The sequence below is a fragment of the Paenibacillus sp. V4I7 genome, from assembly GCF_030817275.1.
GTDB lineage: Bacteria > Bacillota > Bacilli > Paenibacillales > NBRC-103111 > Paenibacillus_E.
On the sequence record NZ_JAUSZD010000002.1, the window covers coordinates 5,946,871 to 5,972,561 of the forward strand.

Annotated in this window: 16 protein-coding genes and 1 rRNA gene; 7 read left to right on the forward strand and 10 right to left on the reverse strand. The window is 45.3% G+C overall.

Annotated elements, in window-relative coordinates; all coding sequences use genetic code 11:
• Positions 1–264: 264 nt before the first annotated feature.
• The 3 genes from QFZ80_RS27925 to QFZ80_RS27935 all read right to left on the reverse strand — a co-directional run bounded on the left by QFZ80_RS27925 (position 265) and on the right by QFZ80_RS27935 (position 4,201).
• Positions 265–1,806: ribosomal RNA gene (locus tag QFZ80_RS27925) — 16S ribosomal RNA — on the reverse strand.
• A gap of 390 nt (positions 1,807–2,196) precedes the next feature.
• Positions 2,197–2,988 (reverse strand): DUF2935 domain-containing protein, encoded by a 792-nt coding sequence (locus QFZ80_RS27930; RefSeq protein WP_373460179.1) that lies wholly within the window; start codon positions 2,986–2,988, stop codon positions 2,197–2,199.
• Positions 2,989–3,250: 262 nt separating this feature from the next.
• Positions 3,251–4,201, reverse strand: coding sequence for a DMT family transporter (locus QFZ80_RS27935; protein ID WP_307562078.1), 951 nt, complete (start codon positions 4,199–4,201; stop codon positions 3,251–3,253).
• 148 nt (positions 4,202–4,349) lie between these two features.
• Here QFZ80_RS27935 and QFZ80_RS27940 point away from each other — a divergent pair, with 148 nt between their 5' ends.
• A complete protein-coding gene (locus QFZ80_RS27940) occupies positions 4,350–5,690 on the forward strand; it encodes an aminotransferase-like domain-containing protein (protein WP_307552655.1) in 1,341 nt (446 codons plus the stop codon).
• 103 nt (positions 5,691–5,793) lie between these two features.
• On the opposite strand, the gene QFZ80_RS27945 is transcribed toward QFZ80_RS27940, so the two are convergent.
• Positions 5,794–6,381: a TetR/AcrR family transcriptional regulator gene (locus QFZ80_RS27945; RefSeq protein WP_307562079.1), complete on the reverse strand. Its 588-nt coding sequence runs from the start codon at positions 6,379–6,381 to the stop codon at positions 5,794–5,796.
• A 374-nt stretch (positions 6,382–6,755) separates the two neighbouring features.
• Between QFZ80_RS27945 and QFZ80_RS27950 the strand changes: the two genes are divergently transcribed.
• Together QFZ80_RS27950 and QFZ80_RS27955 are read left to right on the forward strand one after the other, a co-directional pair.
• On the forward strand, positions 6,756–7,952 hold the full coding sequence (locus QFZ80_RS27950) for an asparaginase domain-containing protein (protein ID WP_307552653.1): 1,197 nt from the start codon (positions 6,756–6,758) through the stop codon (positions 7,950–7,952).
• Between the two features lie 218 nt (positions 7,953–8,170).
• Positions 8,171–9,898, forward strand: a complete 1,728-nt coding sequence (locus tag QFZ80_RS27955) for an asparaginase domain-containing protein (protein ID WP_307562081.1) — start codon at positions 8,171–8,173, stop codon at positions 9,896–9,898.
• Positions 9,899–9,954: 56 nt separating this feature from the next.
• Here QFZ80_RS27955 and QFZ80_RS27960 read toward each other — a convergent pair whose 3' ends face one another.
• Positions 9,955–11,004: an NAD(P)/FAD-dependent oxidoreductase gene (locus QFZ80_RS27960; protein ID WP_307552650.1), complete on the reverse strand. Its 1,050-nt coding sequence runs from the start codon at positions 11,002–11,004 to the stop codon at positions 9,955–9,957.
• Positions 11,005–11,199: 195 nt separating this feature from the next.
• Here QFZ80_RS27960 and QFZ80_RS27965 point away from each other — a divergent pair, with 195 nt between their 5' ends.
• Genes QFZ80_RS27965 through QFZ80_RS27980 form a run of 4 tightly spaced genes read left to right on the forward strand, consistent with a single transcriptional unit; the run spans position 11,200 to position 14,933 of the window.
• Positions 11,200–12,045: an ABC transporter ATP-binding protein gene (locus tag QFZ80_RS27965; protein ID WP_307562083.1), complete on the forward strand. Its 846-nt coding sequence runs from the start codon at positions 11,200–11,202 to the stop codon at positions 12,043–12,045.
• Complete coding sequence (locus QFZ80_RS27970) at positions 11,996–12,919, forward strand: iron-hydroxamate ABC transporter substrate-binding protein (RefSeq protein WP_307562085.1); 924 nt, start codon at positions 11,996–11,998, stop codon at positions 12,917–12,919. Before QFZ80_RS27965 ends, QFZ80_RS27970 begins: the two co-directional genes overlap by 50 nt.
• The gene (locus tag QFZ80_RS27975; RefSeq protein WP_307552648.1) at positions 12,916–13,923 is read left to right on the forward strand and encodes a FecCD family ABC transporter permease; all 1,008 of its coding nucleotides are present in this window, start codon (positions 12,916–12,918) and stop codon (positions 13,921–13,923) included. The genes QFZ80_RS27970 and QFZ80_RS27975 overlap by 4 nt, the downstream gene beginning before the upstream one ends.
• On the forward strand, positions 13,923–14,933 hold the full coding sequence (locus QFZ80_RS27980) for a FecCD family ABC transporter permease (RefSeq protein ID WP_307562087.1): 1,011 nt from the start codon (positions 13,923–13,925) through the stop codon (positions 14,931–14,933). Before QFZ80_RS27975 ends, QFZ80_RS27980 begins: the two co-directional genes overlap by 1 nt.
• Before the next feature lie 102 nt (positions 14,934–15,035).
• On the opposite strand, the gene QFZ80_RS27985 is transcribed toward QFZ80_RS27980, so the two are convergent.
• The 5 genes from QFZ80_RS27985 to QFZ80_RS28005 form a co-directional block, all read right to left on the reverse strand.
• Positions 15,036–18,011, reverse strand: a complete 2,976-nt coding sequence (locus QFZ80_RS27985) for a galactose-binding domain-containing protein (protein WP_307552645.1) — start codon at positions 18,009–18,011, stop codon at positions 15,036–15,038.
• A gap of 20 nt (positions 18,012–18,031) precedes the next feature.
• On the reverse strand, positions 18,032–19,867 hold the full coding sequence (locus tag QFZ80_RS27990; protein ID WP_307552644.1) for a hypothetical protein: 1,836 nt from the start codon (positions 19,865–19,867) through the stop codon (positions 18,032–18,034).
• 176 nt (positions 19,868–20,043) lie between these two features.
• Positions 20,044–22,338 (reverse strand): polysaccharide lyase 6 family protein, encoded by a 2,295-nt coding sequence (locus QFZ80_RS27995; protein WP_307562089.1) that lies wholly within the window; start codon positions 22,336–22,338, stop codon positions 20,044–20,046.
• Between the two features lie 20 nt (positions 22,339–22,358).
• Positions 22,359–24,734 carry a helix-turn-helix domain-containing protein gene (locus QFZ80_RS28000; protein WP_307552640.1) on the reverse strand — a complete coding sequence of 792 codons (2,376 nt, stop codon included), beginning with the start codon at positions 24,732–24,734 and terminating at the stop codon, positions 22,359–22,361.
• A gap of 75 nt (positions 24,735–24,809) precedes the next feature.
• Positions 24,810–25,685: a carbohydrate ABC transporter permease gene (locus QFZ80_RS28005; protein WP_307552638.1), complete on the reverse strand. Its 876-nt coding sequence runs from the start codon at positions 25,683–25,685 to the stop codon at positions 24,810–24,812.
• Between the last annotated feature and the right edge of the window lie 6 nt (positions 25,686–25,691).

Genomic DNA, 25,691 nt, shown 5'->3' on the forward strand with positions numbered 1-25,691 from the left:
TTTGCGCTAAGCAAAAGTCTCTCCTATTGGAAAGAGTTAAAGATTTTTGTGTAACCCGAAGGTTAACACAACCTAAGTTCTTACTTTACGTTTTGTTTCGTTATCTAGTTTTCAAGGAACAACTATAATACTTTTGAAAGATTGCTCTTTCAAAACTGAACACGAGTGAGTAAGCGGTTTGTGTGAACAATGAGAGACTTTGATCTACGATCAAAGATCCCTATATATCACTTGACTGGATCTATCAGATCCGAGTCTCCATAGAAAGGAGGTGATCCAGCCGCACCTTCCGATACGGCTACCTTGTTACGACTTCACCCCAATCATCTACCCCACCTTCGGCGGCTGGCTCCCTTGCGGGTTACCCCACCGACTTCGGGTGTTGTAAACTCTCGTGGTGTGACGGGCGGTGTGTACAAGACCCGGGAACGTATTCACCGCGGCATGCTGATCCGCGATTACTAGCAATTCCGACTTCATGCAGGCGAGTTGCAGCCTGCAATCCGAACTGAGATCGGCTTATAAGGATTGGCTCCACCTCGCGGCTTCGCTTCCCGTTGTACCGACCATTGTAGTACGTGTGTAGCCCAGGTCATAAGGGGCATGATGATTTGACGTCATCCCCACCTTCCTCCGGTTTGTCACCGGCAGTCATCTTAGAGTGCCCACCCAAAGTGCTGGCAACTAAGATCAAGGGTTGCGCTCGTTGCGGGACTTAACCCAACATCTCACGACACGAGCTGACGACAACCATGCACCACCTGTCTCCAATGCTCCGAAGAGGGCACCTATCTCTAGGTGTTACATCGGGATGTCAAGACCTGGTAAGGTTCTTCGCGTTGCTTCGAATTAAACCACATACTCCACTGCTTGTGCGGGTCCCCGTCAATTCCTTTGAGTTTCACTCTTGCGAGCGTACTCCCCAGGCGGCATACTTACTGTGTTAACTTCGGCACCGAGGAATCGAATCCCCAACACCTAGTATGCATCGTTTACGGCGTGGACTACCAGGGTATCTAATCCTGTTTGCTCCCCACGCTTTCGCGCCTCAGCGTCAGTTATAGGCCAGAAAGTCGCCTTCGCCACTGGTGTTCCTCCACATCTCTACGCATTTCACCGCTACACGTGGAATTCCACTTTCCTCTCCTACACTCAAGTCAACCAGTTTTGGATGCGAACCGGGGTTGAGCCCCGGGCTTAAACACCCAACTTAATTGACCGCCTGCGCGCGCTTTACGCCCAATAATTCCGGACAACGCTTGCCCCCTACGTATTACCGCGGCTGCTGGCACGTAGTTAGCCGGGGCTTTCTTCTCCTATACCGTCACACAAAAGGCAGTTACTCCTCTTGCTGTTCGTCTAGGGCAACAGAGCTTTACGATCCGAAAACCTTCATCACTCACGCGGCGTTGCTCCGTCAGACTTGCGTCCATTGCGGAAGATTCCCTACTGCTGCCTCCCGTAGGAGTCTGGGCCGTGTCTCAGTCCCAGTGTGGCCGTTCACCCTCTCAGGTCGGCTACGCATCGTCGCCTTGGTAGGCCGTTACCCTACCAACTAGCTAATGCGCCGCAGGCCCATCTATAAGCCACAGATTGCTCCGTGTTTCATGATTCTCTCATGCGAGAAAACCAGTTATCCGGTCTTAGCTATCGTTTCCGATAGTTATCCCGATCTTATAGGCAGGTTACCTACGTGTTACTCACCCGTCCGCCGCTAACTTATCCCGAAGGATAAGTCCGCTCGACTTGCATGTATTAGGCACGCCGCCAGCGTTCGTCCTGAGCCAGGATCAAACTCTCCATAATAGTAAAACTATATGAAAGCTGAAATGCTCATTGACTTGCTAGCGAGATTTTGCAATCTCTTTTTTTGAACGATTTCTCGTTCGTGCTTACTCACTCGTTGTTCAGTTTTCAAAGATCAATTTCTTTCGCTCACTGCCGTGTTACCGAAGCAGCGAGAAGTAATATACCATACTGATTTTTATTTTGCAACTAGTTTTTTTCTAGTTACTTTCACCAGCCTGTCTTGCGGCCGGAGTGATAATATAACATGGATTACAAACACATAGCAATGTTTTATTTTTTACAATTATAATGTTTTTTAAATATAAACGAAAAAGGCAGATTCCAATTAGGAACAGCCTTTTTTTATCGACTTCTTATCGTCTTCTTAATGGAGATTCTTTTTAGGAACTACATGACCCTAGGTTTTGTGGGATCGCAATTCTGCGGGGGAACAACGCCGCTTTGAGACAACTTCAATAAATAGTAGCACTCTTCGCGATACATATGATCAGGCACGAGAGGGTTAATACGCGATAACAGCTCTGCACTTAGCCCAAGCTCCTCGACTTCTTTCAAGAAAGCCATGAATATAGACATTTCCATATTAATATCAGAATGGAATTTGTTAATTGAAGGGTAACTAGCTCGCAACGTACGTAAATAACCTGCAAGTTCAATCGCTTTTAAATAAAACTCATTGAAATTCTTCTCAAATTGCTCGCTTTTCTTGATTAATCTCTTCTCTACCGCATCCAAGTCCATTGCAATAGCTGACGCATGACCAGCAGCATCACTTAGCCAAAGCAAATCATGATGCAAAGGAGCATACTTCGGGACCGGCTTACCCTCCAGGAGCACAATAAGTATTTTGAAGTACTCTTCAAGCTCATTCAACATATGATTGAGAAAGGTCGGTGTTAATCCAAGCTTTATTTGCCCGAGTAAAAGACGATCTAAAAGATTCAATTTATACTCGCGTAAATTTGCCGTTAAATCGTAAGCTTGTTTGTTTAATTGAGCCAAATTGGCAACTTCCTTCATTCGCGCTTGACCAAGGAGCTGATCATATTGGTTTATGTAGGAATGGGCGATAGCAATATCTTTGATCTCCTCAGGAGCAAGGGCATTATATATAAACCTCGCGTGATCCCCTAAAATTTGCAGCCAAAATCGATGCTCAAACAATGTTTGTTCCATCATCTCATACCCCTTCCCTCTAATACTTTACCTAATTGATTGTATGTAAGGATGTAGTTATAAAAAACCAATCCCCGTTACTTTTTAGATAAAACAAAAAAAGACGCCGCGTGGCGTCTTAGTGGGAAGCAACTATCTAGCTTATATAGAAGCCTCCAGAATTTCATCATAGTTAGGAATGAAATGAATTCCTAGAACTCGAATGATTCTACTTCAGCGCGGGCATTAATAACATAACTGCGATTTCCCATATCCCATTCACTTCTCACCCTCTTACACGATCAGCTTTAACCTTTGGCAAAGTCACTTTATATCGGCCCAAATATTGCGTCCCGATCACCCCTGTTAGAATCATCACAGAGCCGATCAAGTGATACATTGTCACTTTTTCCCCAAGAAAAAGGGCCCCAGCCGCTATGGAGACGATGGTTGATAAATTAGTGAATACGCTCATTTTGGAAGCTTCTATCTTGGACAAGACATAGTTACCTGTCAAAGCCGTCACCAGTGAGGAGAACAAGCCTAGGAAGAGTATCGCCACAATAAATGAAGGGTTAGACAGCGGTGAAAGAAAGATCTCAAGTGTCCCCGCACTAGCATGACTCGAAAGCGAAACAACAAGAAAGGTAGCAAATCCTATTCCGAGCATAAAATAACTGATCTCCGCTGGGCTAAACTGCTTCGAAAGCGAACGAGCCAGAACACTGTATCCAGCAAAAGCCACACAAGTAAGAACCAACAGAATGATCCCTGTCATGTTTGACAAATCTAGCGTGCTCCCCTTCATGATGAAAATAAACAAAACGCCGGATACAGAGAGGAAAATCGATAGTTTCTGCAAGACGTTTGTGGTTTCCTTCAGAAACAAGGAAGCAAACACCATCGTTACGATCGGCGTGAATGCGTACAGGATGCCTCCCTCAGCCGAAGAGGTATGCAGCAGCCCATACGCTTGAAGCGTAAAGAAGCCTAGCGGATATGTCGTGGCCAGCAGCAGCGCTTTGATTATCGGTTTTCCACGGTAATTCAGCTTAACCAAGCCAAGTGCAACCGGGATGGAGAAGACTGCGAACGAAACGGTAAAACGAAAGGTAAGCGTATCGAGCGGGTTAGCATGATCAAGAGCTATTTTGGCAAACAAGAAAGAAAATCCAATGATCACCGCATTTAGTATGGCAAATATATAAGCAAGTTTGATTCCTTTTCGGTTATTCATAATTCCCCCACTTCCTAACGAATTTATGGTACTTTATTGGTAATGGTGCCGGCCAGCTGTTGGTTATAGCATAGAACGAATACTGTCGTACTTCAATCTATTTACCAACCAACTGTTCCGGTACAATTATGGGACGGGGGACATATCTATGCATAAATATTCTCTTATTTTCAATGACATCGAACGGCGAATTGAGGATGGACAAATACGATCCGGACAAAAGCTGCCGTCAATAAGGGAGCTGTCCATCACCTATTCTTGCAATAAGAGCACGGTCATTCGCGCCTATACAGAGCTTGAGAATCGCCATCTCATTTACTCCATCCCTCAAAGCGGGTATTATGCGGTACAGAAGAGAACAGATGGCATCCATCCTACGGAACAAGCAGTCTATGATTTCTCTTCGGGAGCTCCAGACCCTGAGCTGTTTCCTTATCTCGATTTTAAACATTGTATAAATAAAGCGATTGATACTTATAAGAATGAACTGTTCGTGTACGGAACCCCACAAGGATTGCCTTCGTTATTAAAGGTGTTAACCAAGCATTTGGCCAACTATCAGGTGTTCACGAATCCAAGCAACCTACATATTACATCAGGTGTTCAGCAAGCCTTATCCGTCTTGGCTTTGATGCCTTTTCCGAATGGAAAACGAGGGGTATTGCTTGAACAACCGAGTTATTATTTGTTTATACGCCTTTTAGAACTTTATCAAATCCCTACTTTTGGCATCGCAAGAACAGTCAGCGGCATCGATCTAGATGAATTAGAGCGCTTATTCCGTACAGAAGATATTAAGTTCTTCTATACAATGCCCCGCTTCCATAATCCTCTCGGTAGCTCTTATTCGGAACAAACGAAGAAAGCAATTGCCCAACTAGCCAAACGCTATGACGTCTACATCGTCGAAGATGATTATCTGGCTGATTTGGAGAACGATACGAAATCTGACCCCATCTTCGCTTATGCTTCAACCCATGTTGTTTATTTAAAAAGTTACTCCAAGATCTTGTTTCCAGGATTACGAGTAGGCGCAGCCGTCCTCCCTTCGGACCTTACGCCCACATTCAACAATTACAAGAAATTATCGGACATCGACAGTTCCATTCTCTCGCAAGCAGCATTAGAAATTTATATTCAGAGTGGTATGTTTGAACGGCGCAAGCGAAAAATCAGAGATTCTTATTCGCGTAGATTAATGCATCTGAATAAATCCTTGCTATCAAACAGTGACACCGCATTCCTATCTCCATCTGAGGTGATCTCGGGTGTGTACACCCATATCAACGTCCCAGCTCAACTGCACATCCCAACCCTGTTGGATAGATTGCGTAAGAAGCGTGTTATTCTGCAGGACCTCCAACCTTATTACTTACCTGCGTTTAAGCCTGAGCATTTGTTAAGTCTTAGCGTAACGCAAGTATCCGAGGAGCGGATCGAAGCCGGCGTACGACTTATTGCGGTTGAGATCAAGCGGATGCTTGGGTGAAACGGGGTTCCTTCGAGTCCCGGAAAATATCAACACTTCCTATTCAAAGCAAAAGCCCTTCTGATTATTTTCATCAGAAGGGCTTTATTTACACATTCATCTGCTAAGAGATTCCAGAAAGTAGCAAAACCCAAACCGATGCAAATTCTTGATCAATCGTATCTGAGGACCACTCATGCGCATGTGCAGGATGATGGAAACGCGAAGTAGCAATAAAAATAGCCCTCGCAGTAGCGTTTGATTCAACGAGTTTGAATTCTTTAGACTTTATTCCTTCTTCAATAATCCGGGCAATCTGATCGATTAATTGATTGACATGCGTAGTTATCATTTCAACGGCATCTAATGTAACAGCCGCGTACATGGCAAACATTTCGGAATCATTGATTGCATAGGTCCTCTTCGTATGGACCAAGATTTCAAGCCACGAGCGCAAACGCTCTTTAGCACTACCTCCAGACTGAACGGCAATAGTTTCTAAAGGATCTAAAATAATATTGTGCAGCCATCGCTCGGTTACCGCCTCTCTTAATGAGGCTTTACTTGCAAAGTGTCGATAAAGAGTCCCATGGCTAACTTGAAGCGCCCGAGCCACATCGACAACGGAAGTTTTGTCAGGTCCATAACGCCTAAGCACCTGTTCAGCCGCGTCTAGTATGGCTTCCTTCGTTAGTGGAAGATCATTGGACATGTTGGTCCCCCTCTCTATTAGTAGTTCCATGATAGCACAGTAAGTATCAAAAACAAAATGACAATATCGTTATTTTGTTTTATGTTTATTACTTTTGAAATCTCCATGACACCGACATTAAGCTATAAATTTATTTTATGTAATGTTATCTAACATTAATATATTGTTTTTCTATAATTATATTGCTTTGTAAAATCATTGGAAATAAAAAACAAGCTTAAAAACATAGAATAACAGAGTATAAGATAGATTATTGAATGTACGGCATGGTTGTTATCGCTTTCTAAGAGTTTGATGAATTTGTCAGTTTATCTAACACGATATAAGATTATCTTGTCTTACATACCAACACCATTCACGGGAGGTAATATTTCATGACATTAGAACGAAGCAAAAAAGTTTTCAAGCGTGTCCTTTTCTCTTTACTTACTATTACCATGTTGGGGAGCGGATCTTCACTAGCTTTCGCAGCGGATGCTCCAGTTCAACCAGCTAGCATTCCGATTCCTGCGCTTTCTGACTCATTTAAGCAATCATCACTCTCTAACGTGATCGTCATCGGAACTGGCGGCACCCTTGCCGGTAAAGCTGAAGATAGCACAAGCTTCCAGAACTATAGAGCAGGTACATATTTAATTGAAGACATGGTGAAACAATTGCCGGGTAAACAAAAAATCGCTGATGTGACAACCTACCAATTCGGTAACAAAGGATCAGGCGGCTACACCATCGCTGATCTTTACGATCTTTCGCTTACTGTGGATCAAGCGCTTCAGGTGTATGATAGTGCCGTAGTTACAACTGGAACCGATACCATGGAAGAGATTGCCTACTTCCTTGATCTGACCGTTCGCAGTGAAAAGCCAGTCGTCGTAACCGGCGCTATGCGGCCATGGGACGTTATCGGTACTGATGCTCCAGCTAACCTGTACAATGCGATTAAGCTGGCTGGCAGCGGCAAGACGAAATGGTTTGGCACTGTGCTTATGTTGAACGATGTCGTTCATGCAGCTAGAGAAGTGACGAAGTCCAACGCGCACCGTATGGACACTTTTGAGACACCTATGCTTGGTGCACTGGGGTACATTGACGATAGTATCCGCATTTACCGCGCTCCTGCTCGAGCAGTGAAAGCTGGTACAACGGATTGGGCTACACCTTTCGATTTGAAGACGATCACGAAAGATAAATTGCCTGCCGTTGAAATCGTCTATAGCTATCAAGAAGCAGGCGGAGGGGCTATTAAAGGTCTGGTTGCTGATGGTGCGAAAGGGATTGTAACAGCTGGAACCGGCGCAGGCGGTATTTCTGCCAAAATGAGTGCAGCCCGTACCGAAGCAATTAAACAAGGCGTACTCTTCGTTACAACGACTAGAACAGGTTCAGGCACGATGTATCCTGGAACTACGGATGGCATTATTGCAGGTGACAACCTCAATGCGCAGCATGCTCGTCTCATGCTTCTACTTTCACTAGCATTCTCTAACGATCAAGCCAAGATCAAAGGCTGGTTCGCTAATTATGGTACGCAGGATGTCAAAATCGATGCGCAGCTACCTACCACTCCTTAAGTCCTCCGAGACCACAGAAGAGATGCCAGTATCGGCCATCCACATAACAAGGAGGTAAACCATTGATGACATGGACTAAACATAACCAAAATAGCCGTATGAGAAAACCTCTATCGAGGCCATTCACAGATGAGCGACCGCGTTTAACGAGGAGAGACTTTGGTCTACGACCAAAGATCCCTATATTAGGTTTTATCACCAATAAGAAAGCCGTTTTCATGAACCGAAAACTTATACTTTCTTATGTGGTCAAAAAGCTGTTCACTCTTCCCCTTATCGTGTCTTTGTTAGGCACCATGTTGGCATTCGGTGGAGTGGCAACAACCGCCTTCGCGGAAGAAGTTGCTCCCAAGTCTTCCAGCTTTCCGATACCTGCCCTCTCCGATACGTTTAAGCAATCATCGCTTTCAAACGTGATTGTTATCGGGACCGGCGGTACCTTAGCCGGCAAAGCCGAGGATAGCACGAGCTTTCAAAACTATAAAGCGGGCACGTATTTAATTGAAGACCTCGTCAAACAATTGCCTGACAAGCAAAAAATTGCCGATGTAACGACCTACCAATTCGGTAACAAAGGCTCGGGCGGCTACACCATCGCTGATCTATACGATCTTTCTCTAGCTGTCGATCAAGCGCTTGAGGTTTACGATAGCGCCGTAGTTACGACAGGTACGGACACTATGGAGGAAATCGCCTATTTCCTCGATCTAACCGTGAGAAGTCCTAAACCGGTTGTTGTAACTGGCGCTATGCGCCCTTGGGACGTTATAGGAACCGACGGTCCAGCTAACCTGTACAATGCCATCAAGCTGGCCGGAAGCGGCAAGACGAAGTGGTATGGCACAGTGATCATGCTGAACGATGTCATCCAAGCGGCCAGAGAAGTTACCAAATCGAACGCACACCGGATGGATACATTTGCAACTCCGATGCTGGGCTCACTTGGATATATCGACGAGAACAATATTCGTATGTATCGCTTGAATGGACGCGCCATGAAAGCTGGTAAGGCCGATTGGGCAACCCCATTCGACTTAAAGACAATCACCAAGGAAAAGCTGCCGATCGTTGAGATCGTCTCTAGCTACCAAGAAGCAAGCAGCGGAGCCATTAACGGCTTTGTTGCAGACGGTGCAAAAGGGATAGTTACTTCAGGTACAGGCGCAGGCGGTATTTCTGCCAAAATGAGTGCAGCCCGTGCAGAAGCTATTAAAAAAGGAGTCGTCTTCGTTACAACGACGAGAACTGGCTCAGGCACGATGTATCCAGGAACGACGGATGGCATCTTTGCCGGTGATAGCCTGAATGCCCAGCATGCCCGCCTTATGCTTCTTCTTTCACTAGCGTTCTCGAGTGATTACGACACGATCAAAGGCTTGTTTGCGACGTACGGTACACAGAGTATTGGCGTGGATCCGTCCGATATCGCGAAGCATTGGGCAGAGATAACCATCGTGAAAGCGATCAAAGACAGCATCGTATCAGGCTACCCTGATACTTCGTTTAAACCGAACAAGAATGTTACTCGCGCGGAATTTGCAGTTATGCTGATGAATGGTTTGAAACCAGTTGGCGAAGGAGCGAAGCTCGCTTTTACCGATGAGCATGAGATTGGCACTTGGGCTAAGAATGCCGTTGCGCAAGCTGTCAAAGTGGGCTTCATCCAAGGCTACGACGATGGTACATTCCGACCGAATGAACCGATTACCCGCACGGAAATGGCGTCCATGATTGCAGGTGCGATGAATCTGAAAGCTGATCCTTCTGAAGCTACAGGATTTACCGATGATCAGGATATCCCATCATGGGGTAAAGGGGCCGTCACTGCACTTAAGCAAGCAGGTGTCGTTAGCGGCAACGAAAACAATCAGTATGCTCCGAGCGGCTCTACGACAAGAGCTGAAGCTGTAACGGTCATTATTAACATGCTGAACAAGAAATATTAGTAAGCGCTGATCCCCCCCTCTTTGTATGATTTTCATACAAGAGGGGGTTTTAATTTCTAGGTCATCATGCGTTTAACTAATTCTCGATTGCGCTTTTTAAAGACTTCATTATGCGAAGACACCATGGCCACCTTATTAGCATCCGGCTGGATATATTGCTTTGCTTTATTTACTGCGTTTGCAGCATCTTGGAATGCACCGGCTATTAAATGCAGCTTTCCATCGTAATGTAAAATGTCTCCAGCCGCATAAAGTCCATCTATCGAAGATTCGCTAGCCGCATTACCAGCAATGTAATAGTTATCTGCAATCGCAATATTCACTTCACTATTTTTAAGTAGTGTCGTATCACGTTCATAACCATGATTAATAATCACTTCATCAATGGGCAAATACGATACCTCACCTGTTTCATGGTTGGTAAGTTCGACACGTTCTATGACTTCATGATTACTGCTAGCAACTAGTTTGGTTATGGACGTATGGAAGAAACAAACAACGGAGCTCTCCGAGAGCTGCTTTACTTGCGCTTCATGACCTGTTAAAGCCTCTTTTCGATAGGTTAAGTAAACGTTTTTGGCGATAGGCTCTAGTTCATTTGCCCAATCTATTGCAGAATTGCCTCCACCCGAAATGATCACCGTCTTGTTTCTGAAATGCTGCAAAGACTTCACGGTATAGTTCAAATTAGACACTTCATACCTCTCCGCGCCTTCGATCTCCAGCCTCTGCGGATTCAATATTCCCCCTCCAACAGCAACGATAACTGTTTTCGAGTAATGCATTTGACCAGAAGCAGCTTGTAAGACAAAGATACCTTCTTCATTAAGTGTGATCGACTCTACCTTTTCATTCAACACCACTTCCGGATGAAACGTTAATCCTTGTTCTACAAGATTCTCAATGAGCTTTGCACCTGGAATTGGCTTGTGTCCTCCAACATCCCAGATCATTTTCTCCGGATAAATATGTATTTTTCCACCTAGTTGGGTTTGGTACTCAATAAGCTTGGTCTTCATTTCTCTAAGTCCACTATAAAAAGCAGAGTAAAGCCCTGCTGGCCCTCCTCCAATGACAGTCACATCATACAATTCCTGTTCTTCCATCCCCGATCACTCCTTGGTTTAAGTAATGTAAATGATTATCATTCTCAATTAAATATACGTCTATTCTTCTCATTTGACAACAAAAAAAGTTATTGACAAATAAATTTGTTCGCATTATTGTGTGTATTGTAGTGAAATTGATAATCATTATCAGTTAATGGGTGGTACCTATTTGAAATAAATGGAGGTTATCTTATGGTTCGCCTGTATACAGATCAGCTAAACATTGGTTATGGTGAACGTTTAATTGTAAAAAATCTCAGTGTAGAGATTCCAGACAAGAAAATCACCACCATTATCGGAGCGAATGGCTGTGGAAAGTCTACCCTTTTGAAAGCAGCCACGCGGATTATTTCCCATCAATCTGGTTCAATCGTTCTAGATGGCGAACATATTGCAAAGGAACATACAAAGATACTCGCTAGAAAAATGGCCATCCTTCCACAAGCACCCGAGAGTGCAAGTGGTTTAACCGTCGGTGAGTTAGTATCCTATGGTCGCTTTCCTTATCAAACGGGCTTTGGACGCTTATCAAAAAAGGACTATGAAGTGATAGACTGGGCGCTTGAAGTTACAGGTACCATTGACTTTAAGTTCCGTCCTGTAGATGCACTATCCGGAGGACAACGCCAACGCGTTTGGATTGCCATGGCGCTTGCGCAAGAAACGGAGATCATCTTCCTAGACGAACCCACCACCTATTTAGATTTGGCGCATCAATTAGAGGTTCTAGAGCTTCTGCAAAAACTAAATAGGGAACAGGAACGCACGATAGTCATGGTCCTCCATGATTTAAATCAAGCGGCTCGTTTTGCTGACTATATCATCGCTCTTAAAGATGGTGAAATCGTGAAAGCTGGCACTTGCGAAGAAGTGATGAACCGTGAAGTGCTCAAGAAAGTTTTTCACATTGATGCTGAAATCGGGCGAGATCCTCGAACAAATAAGCCTATGTGCGTTACCTACAATTTATTAAAGGGAGATAATCAAAATGAACAAACGACTCATTCCATTCCTGCTCTTCATCTCATTAGCTCTTAGTGCTTGCAGCAGCCAAACAACCCAAACAGAGAAGAACGCAGCGAAAGCTGAAGACAAACCAACAACCATTACGTACCAATCTGAAAATGGACCTGTCGAAGTTCCAGCCAATCCGCAACGCGTCGTTGTACTTTCTACTTTTGCAGGAAATGTAATGGCTCTAAAAGTTAATCTTGTTGGTGTCGATTCATGGTCTAAAATGAACCCGCGCTTCGAAACAACACTAAAAGCTGCACAAGAAGTATCTGATGAAAGCCTAGAAAAATTGATTGAATTGAAACCGGATTTAATCATTGGTCTATCCAGTGTTAAAAACGTGGATAAATTGAAGCAAATTGCCCCTACAGTCACGTATACATACGGAAAGGTAGATTATTTAACCCAGCACTTAGAAATCGGAAAACTTTTAAATAAAGAAAAAGAAGCGCAAGCTTGGATTACTGACTTTAAAAACCGGGCGCAGAATGCCGGAGAAGACATTAAAACAAAGATTGGTGCGGACAAAACGATTTCTGTTGTTGAAAATTTCGATAAACAGCTTTACGTCTTCGGGAATAACTGGGGTCGTGGCACCGAAATTCTTTACCAAGAAATGAAGCTAGAAATGCCTAAAAAAGTCAAAGAAATGGCTTTAAAAGCCGGTTATTACGCCTTGTCTTTGGAAGTACTTCCGGAATATGCAGGCGACTACGTTATCTTCAGCAAGAACACTGATACAGATAATTCGTTTCAACAAACCGATACCTACAAAAACATTCCAGCGGTTAAAAACAAACAAGTTTTTGAAGTCAATGCGAAAGAGTTCTACTTCAATGATCCACAGACATTAGAATACCAACTCGATTTCTTCGTTAAAAACTTAGGTAGTAAATGATTACGGAACATCAACGGTTCGTCCCATTCGTATATAAACTGCTTGCTGGACTAGTCGTCTTTGTGGGTATGTTTATTGTTTCCATGGCATTTGGGGCCGCAGATGTTACCGTCAAAGATGTCTGGCTGGCCCTTACTTCTCATGCTGCTGGGGATAAAATTTCAATCATCCGTGAAATCCGTCTACCGCGTGAAATTGCAGGGATATTTGTTGGTGCTGCGCTGGCCGTTTCCGGTGCCATCATGCAAGGAATGACCAGAAACCCGCTTGCTGATCCCGGTTTACTTGGCTTGACCGCTGGAGCAAACGCGGCACTGGCGTTTACGATTGCTTTTATCCCATCAGCCAATTACTTCGGGATTACGATTGCTTGTTTTATTGGAGCAGCCGTAGGTGCATGCATCGTCTTCGGTATTGGCGCAGTGAAAAAGGGCGGCTTCTCCCCTCTGCGAATTGTATTAGCCGGAGCTGCTGTATCTGCGTTCCTATACGCGATCTCGGAAGGTATCGGTATTTATTTTAAAATTTCAAAAGATGTATCCATGTGGACAGCAGGAGGGTTGATCGGCACTTCATGGGGCCAACTCCAAATCATTGCACCATTTATTACGATCGGTACACTGATTTCCTTGTTCCTCTCCAGGCAGCTTACCATTCTAAGTTTAAGTGAAGAAGTCGCTGTTGGATTAGGACAGAAGACGACACAAATCAAAACCATGCTTTTTATCATCATCATCTTACTCGCGGGTGCCTCTGTTGCGCTTGTTGGGAATATGGCGTTCATTGGTTTGATGATTCCTCATATTGTTCGCGCTATTGTTGGAACCGATTATCGTTTTATTGTGCCAATGTCGGCAATTATAGGAGCCGTATTTATGCTTTTTGCGGATACCCTTGGACGTACGATCAATTCTCCCTATGAAACACCAGTCGCGGCTATTGTGGCGATGATGGGTTTACCCTTCTTCTTGTTCATCATACGTAAAGGAGGAAAGGCGTTCTAATGATTCATCCTCCCGCTTTAATAAAAAAACAACGGTTGCTATTATATGGTTCACTTGCACTTATTACAATGACGATCGTTCTCGGGATGGGAATGGGATACTCCTCTATATCCTATGATAGGCTGATTCCCACCCTTCTCGGTCAAGGCACATTCAAAGAAGAGTTTGTTATATTTTCGATTCGATTACCACGGATGGTCATTACATTGCTAGCAGGCATGGCACTCGCCTTATCGGGTGCTATTTTACAAGGAATCACTCGAAATGATCTAGCTGATCCGGGCATTATTGGCATTAACTCTGGGGCTGGTATTGCTATTGCCGTATTCTTTTTATTTTTTCCTATCAAGGCGGGTTCGTTTATTTATCTGCTCCCCCTTGTCGCTTTCATTGGTGCTTTACTTACGGCATGCTTCATCTATCTGCTTTCGTATAATAAAAAGGTAGGTCTTCAACCCGTCAGGTTAATGCTAATTGGAGTCGGTTTTTCAATGGCGCTATCTGGGGTCATGATTGTCATTATTTCCTCTGCTGAACGGGCTAAAGTCGATTTTATCGCAAAATGGTTAGCCGGAAGTATTTGGGGTTCTGACTGGCCCTTTATTTGGGCAATCCTTCCCTGGTTAGCCATTCTCATTCCATTTACGCTATACAAAGCAAATCGTTTGAATCTCTTGGGACTTGGCGAACCTGTGGCCATCGGCGTAGGCGTATCTGTTGAAAAGGAACGTATTATCTTACTTTTAACAGCGGTTGCCCTGACCGCTTCGGCCGTTTCGGTCACTGGAGGAATTGCCTTCATTGGACTCATGGCTCCTCACATGGCCAAAGCTTTGGTAGGACCTAGAAATCAATTATTTATTCCAGTCGCCATTCTGATTGGTGGTTGGCTGTTATTAATAGCCGACACCGTTGGACGTAATGTGATTGAACCTGATGGTATTCCCGCCGGCATTATGGTTGCTTTAATTGGGGCGCCGTATTTTATGTATTTATTATTGAAAAAATAAGCATATATATAACAAAAAAACTGAGCTCCATTGCATCATGGGTTCAGTTTTTTTGTTATACATTTATGGGCCTATGGCCCGCTTTCAACTTCTCATAATCGATTATTCACTCGGAGTTGATAGAGTGAACCGTACATTGTATCTAACCGATTGAAGCGGATTCTTCTTATCTCTAACGATCAAAATCGTTTTCCCGAATAGGGTTGAGGCTTGGATGACTTCTACATCATCCCGGTTATCATGAGGTCTGATCGATGGAATGTCCGTTGTACCAAGCGGCAACTCCACCGTGTAATCAAATATGTTCGGTGAAAATACATTCAAATGCTTGTTGTTTATCTGAATACCCTTTAATAAAGGGAGACCTTGGGGTAATTGCGGGATATCAAGTGTTCCTCCGCCTACCGGAGCTTGCAGAATATTTAGTATCCCCCGCTCGCTAAGCCGATCCCGCAACTGCTGCAAATATAAGCTGCTTGGGTTTACACGGCTTCCAGCATGATCCCAATAGGCATCACTGCGCGGCCTTTTATCATCCGAATTAGGCAAGTAGCCCTTCACTTTCGTTCCAACATGACCGATTGCATAGTTTTGCGCAGTTGGAGGCTGCTGGGAAACCAAGTCACCTTCCGTATTCCAAGTGACATAATTGGCCCCAGACCAGCCGTGTCCGCTGCCTAGCAATCCACGGTCTTGAATAGCGATATCTGCCTTCACGTTGTCAAATAATCCGCCGACCGACCAGCGGTGATGCGGCTCACTTGTTGCGAATTCATTGACGGATTGGCTGTCTAGGAAAACGTTAGGCCCCATAACACGACTATCCACTACAAATGCGTGTCTCGCTGTCTCCGCATAATTACGCTGCATCAACGTCAGCTCTCCGCTCATTTTATATGGGTACCTGTTGCCACCTGTAATCACGCTTACCATGTCTAAGGATTGGTTATCTTGAACGGTAACCCATTTCGCATTGCGACTGACGTGAACCAAGGCATGATTCAGATGGAGACCCGTTACTTCCCTCACCCATGCATTTTTCACATTGCTCAATACAACAAAACTAACCGCATGATTTTCATCAGAGAAATATATTTTCCCCCCATTGGTTGCGGTCACATTAGGATTAAACTCCGAATCAACACGAAGGTTCTCGACTCCGACTTGGTCAAGACGATCTGGATCCTCATATTTAATGATTTCTCCACCGCCCCATTGGCGTTCAATGGCATTAGCAATAGGTGCATCAATCGTGACGAGGTTGTTGTTAACTGCCGTGATGACGCGATCGAAATCCAAATCGAATGGTGCCCATTGTGTAGTTCCGTCTCGTTCAAAAATGGTATCCATCTTAATTTCATGGATCCATCTTGCATTCCCGTATCGGCGTACCTTGACCTTGTCGCCAACTTGGAATCCGCTTGGATTATCTACATGGAACGTGCTGGACCCGGCTGGCACATATAAATCAGAAACTTTGGTTGCCGTATCGGTTAGCAGATTCACTGCTTGGCCTTGTATTTCTAGAATATTTCGTTTAGCTGTACCTGTGGCAAACAAAATGGAACCGTCTTCCCCTTGACCTTCGCCGCGAAGCACAACACCGCTGGATCGAATATATAAGGTTCCGCTAATCTCATACGTACCTTTCTTCAATAAGACCGCTCCACGGAAGCCGTCTGCGGATTGAGGCATCAACGAAACCTCATCAATTGCTGCCTGAATACGCGCCATATCATCCCCATCTCCTGGTTCTACAGCAATCCTTGCCTGTACATCCGGAAGTTTAACACCGCCGCCCATATAGCCGGCATTTGAGAAATCGATGATGCGGTTTCCGCGGTAATCTGGGGCATAAACCATTTTTCCATCTGGACCGAGATAGGCAATGTTGCTTTCATCTGGGCCAATATCTGCCTGATTCTGAGCGGTAAACGTGAAGGTATCATAGATCGGATTTTTCCCTGGTACTTGGTATTGAAGACGAAGTTCATATGATCCTATCCCCTGTACGGTTCCTGGGATCGTAATCACCTGTTCCACTCCTGCATTCATTGTGCTAGATGGAAGCGTTGTAATGAAATTCCCGGTAGATACGGAAACTAGAGAAGCCGTTATGGAACCCTCCACATAGGGACGAAGGCGTACGGAAGGATACACATCCCCGATCTGGAGCAGCGCTGGCTGACCTATTTGGCTTGTCATCGTAGGATGATCGATCTGGGCGTTAACCAACAGTGTGCTTGGGTCATAAACATCCACCCAAACACTGGATTCTTTCGTTACTTTTTCTAATGTTGCCCGTGCGGTAACTTTGGCAACTCCTTCTTGGAGAGTGGTTACATTTCCGTAAACATTCACAGTCACTGCACCCGTATTCGTGCTCTCCCAAGCCACTGCGCCACTAGACAAGTTGGCCGGTGTGCCGTCACTCATTTTGCCAGCAAGGATGAGTTGAAATGGAGATCCTTTGGTCATACTCACAGTGTCGTACTCGCCCAGCGTCCGCCCTTGAGCATCCGTGATATCCACGCTGTCCAAAAATGCCGGGACTGGAGCTGAGCTATACAGCTCAAACTCTTTCAACTGGAAATTAGTTCCGGGATTTGCAATTGAAATAAGCAATTTCACATAGCGGCCGCTTACATCTGGAAAATTGGCCGTTTCTACTTTGCCTGTAACGGAGCCTACCGTTTTAACAATCGCATCTTGCCAATCACTCTGGTTGGAAGAAGTCTGAATCGTGTAACCGCCAATACCGCTAGCTGCTGCAAAGTTAAGAACGGCTTCATTGATGGAATAAACACCACCCAGATCCACCTGAATCCATACCTGTCCGTCATTTCTGTCAGAGCTTAGAGGCTGCCAATAGGTGGTTGCTGAGCCGTCAACGGCTGATACAGCTTTCCCGCATGTCGAACACTCGGAACTCTTGGATATCGCTTTATTTAAAGCTAAATTCTCTTTTGGCACATCAGCTGACGTATGAACTGGTACGCTTAGTATGGCGGGCATTAGCAGGGATAAGAAAAGTACAATGGCTAACCAACGGCTGACAGTTCTTTTCACTAGAAACATTAGATCTCCACCTTTTCGTTTTAAGTGTTAAGTCGGTCGTTCAACTGCTGCATATACAAGCTGCGCGGTAAAACATGCTTGCCTAGTACATTCAAATACCCATCGCTTCTCGGGCGGGGATCGTGGTCATTTGGTGCGCGCCCTTTCTTCATCTCGCCAACGTGACCAATCGCATAATTCTGCGCTGTCGGCGGCTGCTGCAGCGTCAAATCTCCCTCGGTGTTCCAGGTGACATAATTCGCACCCGCCCAACCGTGCCCGCTGCCTAGCCAAATGCGGTCTTGAATAGCGATTGGCGCCTTCACATTGTCGTACAAACCGCCTACTGACCACCGATGATGCGGTTCACTTGTGTTATAGTCGGTGGTGGACTTACAGTCGAGAAATACGTTCGGTCCCGTCACCCACTTGTCGACAACGAACGCATGCCTCGCCGTTTCCGTGTAAGCCCGCTGGACTAGAATCAATTGTCCGCAAACATGAAAACTGTAGCGGCGACCGCCGGTTACGATGCTGACCATATCCAAAACCGTACAATCTTGAATCGTCACCCACTTACTCCCGTAGTCGGCAAGAACAAGGCTATGATCAAGATGGTACCCTGTAATGTCACGTATCCAGGCATGCTTCACATGATTCAGGACGGCAAAGTTAGTTGTGTGGTTTTCGTCAGCATAATACGGATCAAGAGCGCCCTTCCGATCATCAATTTGTGTATCCGCCACAGAAGGATCGAATTCGACGTCAACCCGCATATTCTCTACACCAACATGCTCGATTCGATGTGGATCCTCATATTTGAGCACCTGCGCTCCGCCCCAACGCAGTTCAACTGAATTAGTTAACGGCGCGTCTACGGTTATCTTGTTGCCTTCCATTTGGAGAATGATACGGTCAAAATCAAGTTTAAATGGGCTCCACATCTTGGTTCCACCTGTTATCGGTCGCTGGACTATCGTATCCATCCCGATTTCACGAATCCAAGCATCGTTCCCATAACGACGTATGATTATCGAATCCCCTATTCGGAGATGACGAACATCCTCCACATGGAAAGAGTGGGATCCTGATGGAACATATAGATCAGATACAGTCGCACTTGTGTCTTCCAAAAGCTCGATTCCTCTAGCGCCGCCAATTTCTAACATATTTTTCTTCGTTGCACCTTTCGCATACAAGAGTGTGCCGTCTTCCCCTTGTCCTTCTCCACGAAGGACAACCCCGCTAGCTGCTATTTTCAGCGTTCCGGCCAAGTGGTACGTTCCCCGTCTCAACAAGACAGCACCTCGTAATCCTTCTGGCGTAGGCGGCAGCAGGGACACAGCATCAATGGCTTCCTGAATGCGTGCTGTAGCATCCCCTTCTCCAGGCTCGAGGGTCATTTGGGTTTGCACATCTGGAAGCTGTACACCGCCGCCCATGTAACCTGCATAGGAAAAATCTGCCATCCGATTTCCTTTGTAGTCCGGTATGTAAATAAGCTTACCGCCTGTCCCTATATAAGCAATGTCAGATTGGTCGTTTCTATTTACCGACGGGTCCTCTACATAAAAGTGGAAGGCATCGTGCAGATCCGGATAACCAGGACGCGAGAATGTTAGTCGCAAGATGTGCATCCCAAACCGCCCAACCGTACCCGGGATCGCGATATCCTTCTCTTCCCCGGTTTGAAGGGTTTGGGATGGAAGAGGAATAGCATCTCCTTTCTCTAACTCTACTAATGCGCTAATCGTCATCGCTGCGTACGTATGAACGCGTACAATCGGAAATAAGTCTCCTAGCTGAAGTAGCGCCGGTTGGCCGATCTCCATGACGAGGGTTGGATGTTCCAACCATGTTTTAACGACTTCCATCATTTCCTCCCCTTGATTCAAGTTCGTGTTCTCTACGACTTATCCATCATTTCAAGCTCATTGGAACTTATATGTATATAACCAAAAACAGTCCAAAAATTAGACTGCTCTTGGTTTTTCAAGATTAATTTCGTTGACGACCCATTGGCTAATGGACTATCCTTTTCGAAACTAGACGTTTACTGCTTCATGTGAGCAATCAACGCTTCTGTATATGCGGTTAATGAATTCTTAGCTGCGGAAGAAATATAGCTTTCCTTAGACGGATCTTGTAAAACTTCTACGAATTTAACAAGGAACTTGACGTTTTGTTCGATGGATGATGCATCTTTGTGATAATGATGCAGAGCCTGCTTTAAGCTGTTGGTTAATTGCGCTTCAAGAGGTCCTCTAATATCGCCCGAGACGATATATGGTTGGAGCATTGAGAGCAGCGTCTCCAGTGTCGGAGTTACCAGAACTCGATGAATGGATTCCCTCGTGTTACCAGCATTGTCTACTATCCTTACAATGATCTCTAGTTCGCCTAATTTCCCGGCTAAAGGAAGGACAGTCTGCGATTCATAAGTGGCCCCGGAAACAGTAAAGGTTGCTCTGTCTAATCCAGATATGTCGTCTTGCGCCTCAAGCTTCAGAGTGAGAGTTTCAGAGTCAGAGAAAGTGGCCTGATCGATCAGAGGCGACCCATTCGCCAGTATCCGATATTCGGGAGACGTTTTGTCGATGTTGATCTCAAGTAGTTTCTCCGGCTCTGCTGCTCCTTCCAGAACATAACGATACCGGATCCTATGTGTCCCTTCAGCGGAAAGATTAATCGTGTCTGTGTACACTGTCTGCCATACCGTATTGGAGTTAAGCTGGTACTCTAACCGACCAGCTCCTTCTTCCACATTGAGGGCACCTAGCTTAACCCTAACATCAGATGAAAACCAGCCTGTACCCCGCGTTATTCCTTCCACCTGTGCCTGAATGGCCGTCAATGCGTTCGGGCCGACTTCGGCTGGTGAAAGCGGCTGTCTATATGGAAGTCCTGAGTGGTATTCATCTGCTCCGACATCGATGTTTACCCGGGGCTGTCCGTCGATATCATCAACAATCGGGTAGCTGCCTACAGCAGCATCAATAACAGGGCTCATAGCTGACAGCTTATATACCCCACCAACAACCGTATGCAAAGGATCAGCTTCTTTAATTTCCGTGGAGTTTCTAGTCATGTTCGAAAGTACTCCTCCAAAGCCGAAATTGCCCTCAAACAAGGTATTCGTTGCCTTCATCTCGTTATATAACGGTCCCTCTGCTCCCACAACAATATTATTGGCTACAATACTGTCGACCGGCGTGTATGTATAGCTTTTGCTAACGACAATGCCAGACGAACTGCCTACGATCGTATTGTTGAAAACCTGAGCACGGTACACTCGCCAATGCTTGGTCAATACGGAGGAATCAAATTGGCTGCCATCGGGACCTGCGTCGTAATCGCCACCATCGATATGAATAGTACCCGGTATATTTTCAAAGTAGTTATTATAAATTTTGTGATCATTACCGTAGATTCGAAAGCCACCTACACCGGCTTTATCGATCGTCTTGTAGAAGTAGTTTCCGTAATAGCTGTTTCCGTGGCCATGTCGCGCCGTTACTTGACCTTTATTGTTGATAAAGGTGTTGTAGCGCACGGTATTCTGCCCGCTTTTGACGGAGATAACCTCAGGATCGCTGTCTAAATTAACAAATAGATTATATTGAATCGTTGTGAAGCCGCTGGACATAGATGACCCAGACAAACCGACGCGAATCGTCTCTCCTCCATTTTGCGACTGAAATGCAGCATCATGGAAATAGTTATACTCAATAACATCATATTGAGACATGACGTTGCCTTGGAAAGCGATCATTTGCCCCAGATCCACTCTCGGTCCGAACTCGTTATGGTCGATCCGATTATGATGACTTCTGGATCCTCCAAATTGTACCCATTTGATACCGCTTGGATTTCCGGAATCAGCTAGTGCGAAGGTATTCTTTGTAACCCGTATATGATTGGAATTGTTCATGTTTACAGCTGTCGCTGTTCCCGTGAACTTCATTCCTTGGATTACGACATAAGAAGAGTTGTTGATAGAGAATCCTGCGCGCCCAGTTAGAATAGCCTGACCTTGATTAGCGGCCTTAATCGTAATCGGATTGGTCTCGGTTCCATTCTTGTCAGTGATAGCGAAGGAACCGTTCTGACTATAGGTTCCATCGGCAAGGAGAATCGTAGTTCCGGCTGCCGCATTACTGATAGCGCTTGCAAGCTCTGCATTTGTAGTGACGGTTACAACATTTGCGGAGAGTGCTGCAGCACCTGTTAAACCCGCTTCCGCGATGATAGTCGGACTCTCTACTGCCGCATAACCTACGGTTGGAAGACATAAAGCGAATAAACAAAGAAATGGAATGATTCTGGTAACCAGTTTACGCTTTAACATAAGCTCATCCTTCTTTCTAATCACAGGCTCTCACGGTATTTCCCTGGCGTGACGCCTTCGGTTTTTTTGAATACACGTATAAAAGCCAAATCGTTCGAATAGCCGACCATTTGCGCAATTTGTAGATTGGTTAATGCTTTGTTTTCCATCAGCATTTTGGCCTGATCGATGCGGATTTTTGCAATATAGTCCGTTATATTTTCCCCGCTTGCTTTTTTGAAAAAGGTGGAGAGATACTGTGGCGTTTTCCCGCAGTGGTCGGCAATCAATGCGAGACCGAGATTTGGATCCGTGCGTTGACAGTGGATAAATCGCTTGATGTCAGATAGCAGCTGATCGCTGTGATCACTTCGTTCAGACTGCAGCAGCCCAGTAAGACGCTCGTAAAACCGCTTCGTCTTGGCGTGCATCTCCTGAGCTGTATGGCAACCCTGCAGCTGCTTGATCGGATCGAAAGCTCCTTCCTCCTCCATCGCTTCGTAACCGGCATTCGTGGCATTCATAATTTTCAGCAGTGTACTTACCATGTTGAAAAAAATACAAGTTCCAAGTTCAGGCGTCAATTGATTCGATGAGAAATTGAGTTCGTAAATGGTGTCGAGCAGCTTCTCCACACTATCATAATCGCCGCTCTTTACCAGGTTCATCAGTTGTACTTCCGTTTCGATCGGATAATGATAGTGCCGCTCCACTTCCTTGATGTCATCGAAGCAAATGATCACGCTTTGGCCCTTGATCATTTTGTAATCTAGCGCTGCCAGAGCCTCTACATAGCCTTCGCCGATCCCCTCGAGACTATCATGAACGTTACTGACAGCCACTGTAAGAATGAGCTTGAACCGGGTTTCGATGACCTCCTTAAGCGAGCTGGCAATGAACTTGACGTCAGTGGCAGCTTGCTCGTGCCGATCATTATCAAGGTTAATCAGCACCGCCAACCGGTCACGGTCCAGATCGACGGCGTATCCCATGCAGCTTTCGTTGACCAGTTCTGTGCTGATGTTGGAAATGATAAACCGAATGAGTGCCCATTGCTTTTCGGACCGGTCGTCGGTAAACCGGGATGCATCGTCCACTTGGATGACAAGAACCGCATAAGAGTTGTATATAAATGGTGATATGTTCATGAATCCGAGCGATTCCTCCGAATTATTCTGGCTGAAATCGACATGTCCTCGAATCAAACGGGATAGGAAATTAGCTCGTATGACAGGAGCCTGTTGAGTGAGAATGCCCCGCAGCTGTTGTTCTTCAACAAGCGAGCCTACAATGGATTCGCGAATAAATTCATATTCATCTCCCAGAGGGCGATTCTGTGTCCGTTTGCTTTGCATAATAGCATTGACCATATGTTTGACCGGGCTGTAATTTCGGTAGGCAGCCAAATAAGCGAATCCGGCTCCCGCTACGAGGCACAAGACAAAGAGCCAAAACGCAGTCATCTTAATGGCATTAACCGGCTTCATATACAAATCCTTCGGCATCACCGAGATATATTTCCATCCCGCCTGACCCGTGGTCGTATAGGAAATCATCATGTCTTTCCCATTTAACGAATAGTCGAACAAACCTGTCCCGCTCGTCAATTTGGCATAGAAATCACCTGATAGCTTATATTCCTCAGAGGTGCTCAAGATCACTTTTTGTTTATCATTGACAATATATAGAGCGCTTTGGTTGGCTGCCTCGATCTGTTTTAGCCTATCTTTAATCTGGCGCTCGTCGATGAGCACAACTAGACTGCCTCGGATATCTGAAATTTCGCGGGCGGGTAGCGACTGCACGTATGTGATAACGTTGATCGGCGTTCTGTCTAGATTGTTCATCATGCCCATGCCGCCGTCACGCAGAAGCTTTGCGGTTGGGAGATATTGCATGTTGTGATAGCTTTGCAGCAGCCCCTTAATCCACTGCTCGTAATTCATGTCTTCATATTTGTAATAATGATCATAAAAGGTTTTGGAATCTGTTCGAATGGAAGGCGAGAGGATGGAGTCGCTGCCTTTAAAGTACACGTAAAAGTCTTTGATAAATCCGCTGTCTATTTTCTGATAAGGTTTTAGATAATTACGTATAAATTCGATTTCATTATACGTGTTGTCCCCCGAGCTTTCGTTGTTCACCAACAAATCAAGCTTCGGGTTAAATATGATTTGTTGGGCTAATTGGTCAACTTCTTTAAAGTGATTGTCCATCGTTAACCGAAGCTGTTCCAACATGGCTAAATTGGAGCGACTGGCGTTGTGGATCATGATTTGCTCCACCTTCGCATACAGAACGAATCCGATCACGAGAGGCAGCAGCAGTAGGAGTATATTGGAAATAAGCATGCCAATAAACACACTGCGGTTATTCCGTTTTTTGTTTCTAAGGAGCTCTTTTACATAAGGCAGCATAGAAAATAACCTCCACGAAATAGTAATCCATACTATTCGTACATGCCCTGACGATTTCCTTGTACCTCGTTACATTCATTCTTTAATGGCTCCGATCATAACCCCTTTGACGAAATACTTTTGCAGAAAGGGGTAGAGAACCAGGATGGGCAGCGTGGAGACAATGATCGTGGCGTACTTAATCGTTTCCCCCACATCCATTTTGTCCAGCGTAGATGCCCCGGTCATCATGCTGTCCGTGTTGTTGTTGACCAAGATCTCCCGCAGAATCAGTTGGAGCGGATACAGCTCGCGATCACGCAAATAGATTAATGCGCTGAAATAGGAATTCCAGTGACCAACGGTATACCACAGAATCATAACTGCGATAACCGGCATGGATAGCGGGATAATCACACGGAATAAAATCGTGAAATCATTCGCACCATCCATTCTCGCCGATTCCTCTAGGCTGATCGGCACCTGCTGAAAGGCGGTACGCATAATAATCAGGTTAAAGGTGCTGATGGCACCCGGGACGATTAAAGCCCAAGGTGTGTTCAGCAGGCCCAAGTTGCCAACGACTAAGTAAGTCGGAATCAAGCCGCCGTGAAACACCATCGTGAAGACGATCGCAAACATGAAAAAATCCTTGAAATACACATTTCTTCTAGAAAGAGCGTAGGCACCCAATGCCGTCATAAACAAGTTGAGCGCCGTCCCAGCAACTACGTAAAATATCGTATTTCGATATCCTGTGCTGATCATAGGGTTATCTAAAACCGCTTTATACGCGTCCAGCGTGAAGCCGAGCGGGATAAGCAGTAATCCCCGGTGTTTAGCAACACTCGCGGGATCGCTGAGTGAAGCGAATAGGACATAAAGAAAAGGATACATCGTAATAAAACAAAGAATAACCATCAACAGGGCATTGAAACCGCCGAATACCCTTTCACTTGTACTGATTCTCATGATGAC